Raw genomic sequence first — 1,920 nt, 5'->3', positions numbered from 1 at the left:
TACGACTTCCGTTATCGACGCCAGCGATTTTCAGGCCCGACTGGATGCACGTCGAAACGGGAAGCTGAAAAAGTCGAAGACGCAGAGCGGGAACGCGTAAAGGGCCTGCAATTCGATGCCTCCAAGCCGCTGGCGTTCAAAGCCGCCGCCGCTCAATACTGGAATGAGGTTGGCAAGTTCCACCGCAACCACGTCGATACCCTGCGCTCTCTGGAGTGGCTCCAGGACCACTTAGGCGCCGGGACCATGATATCCGCTATCAACGACGCCACAGTCGCCAAGGCGGTCGCCAAGAGGCGCGGCGAAGGTGTTTCGGCAGCAACCGTCAACCGGAGCGTCAACGAAGTCCTGCGGGCTCTCCTGCGGCGCGCCCGGCGCACATGGAAGCAGACCGTCGAGGATATTGAGTGGAAGGACCATTTCCTGAAAGAGCCGCAGGAGCGGGTCAGGGAAGCGACCGCTGAGGAGGAAGCCAAGTTCATGGCGTCCATCCGGGGCGACTACGCGCCGGCTCTGCGCTTCGCGCTCCTGTCAGGATGCCGCCGAGCCGAGATTGTCGGGCTCGAATGGAAGGACGTGGATTTCTTCAACCGAGAATTCCGGGTCACAGGCAAGGGCGACAAGACGCGCACGATCCCGATGACCGCCGCGATCTATGCCCTGCTCTGGGATCTGAAGGATCACCACAAGACAGCGGTGTTCAGCTACGTGGTGAAGAGGCCACGGGAAGGCGCCACCAAGGGCCAGCGAGTTCCGATCACGATGGAAGGCTTCAAGACCGAATGGCGGCGTACCAAAGGCCGCGCTGGCGTCGAGGACTATCGGTTCCATGACAACCGGCACACGGCCGCAACTCGCCTGGTGCGCGCCACCGGAAACCTGAAGGCCGCGCAGAAGCTCTTGGGGCACTCGGAGCTTGCGACGACCTCGCGCTATTCCCACCTGACGAAGGACGACCTGCGGGCCGCCATGGAAGCCAGCGATGCGGCGCAAACGGTCGAGCCGAAACAGACGCCGGCAGCGGTCGAGAACAAGAAATGAACATCGTGGCACTTTCCGTGGCACTTTCGGCGCCGCAATCTGCCACTGTATGCCGTTCGTTCCGTTTTTGCCCGAACAGGGGTTGCCAAGAAAAGGCCGAAACCCTATAGCCCGCAACGTTCGGAGTGTAGCGCAGCCTGGTAGCGCATCTGGTTTGGGACCAGAGGGTCGGGAGTTCGAATCTCTCCACTCCGACCACCTTTCACAGAACAGGCAATCGAGGGCCGTTGGCGCCTGCGAATGGCAATGTGTCGGGTGCAGAATGGGGCTGTCGGCAATCTCCGCGCGCGCCCAGTGGTCTTTGCTGCTGCATGTCACGGTCGCAACAAAAAGCCGCGGACGGCAAAGTTGCCTGCTCCACCGCATCGACTATTGTGAGCCGGAACACGGCACGGTGTGGGGCGACAGATGACCATCGGACATCGACGGTCTCCGCTAAAGCCTCACGGAGGAACCATGAGCGACAGTTGGACACCCACCCGTCTCGGCGCAGGGCGGCATTCGGCATGACGACGGAAACCGCCACGGGCGGCACGGAGACAAAATTCAGACAGCCGCCAGCCGGATCCGGGATCGCGGTCGACCTCGATGGAGTGACCATAGATTTCGCTTTGGCGGCTGGGCGTAGCTTCCAGGCGGTCGCCCGCGCCGATCTGAAAGTCGGCGACCAGGAATTCGTGGCGATCATTGGGCCGACGGGCTGCGGCAAGTCAACGCTGCTGAATGCCGGCGCAGGGCTTCTCGAGCCTTCGGCAGGCAGCGTCCGTGTGTTCGGCGCCCCGCTTCGCGGTCTCAACAGACAGGCTGGCTACCTCTTCCAGCAGGATGCATTGATGCCCTGGAAGACCGCTCTGGACAATGTGGCCATCGGGCTGGAAG

2 protein-coding genes and 1 tRNA gene are annotated in these 1,920 nt (G+C 62.1%); all 3 read left to right on the top strand.

The genetic code is table 11. From position 1 onward, the window contains the following. Positions 1-1,041 (top strand): site-specific integrase (locus tag FJ980_RS30235; protein WP_140547266.1); only part of this gene is annotated, 1,041 nt, incomplete at its 5' end. Between the two features lie 121 nt (positions 1,042-1,162). Beyond that, positions 1,163-1,239, top strand: a tRNA-Pro gene (locus FJ980_RS30230). 308 nt (positions 1,240-1,547) lie between these two features. After that, positions 1,548-1,920 (top strand): ATP-binding cassette domain-containing protein (locus FJ980_RS30225; RefSeq protein WP_140547265.1); only part of this gene is annotated, 373 nt, incomplete at its 3' end.

The organism is Mesorhizobium sp. B1-1-5 (genome assembly GCF_006443065.1).
Lineage (GTDB): Bacteria > Pseudomonadota > Alphaproteobacteria > Rhizobiales > Rhizobiaceae > Mesorhizobium.
The sequence above is the reverse complement of the archived record's forward strand: the minus strand, read 5'-3'. Positions and strand labels throughout refer to the sequence as shown.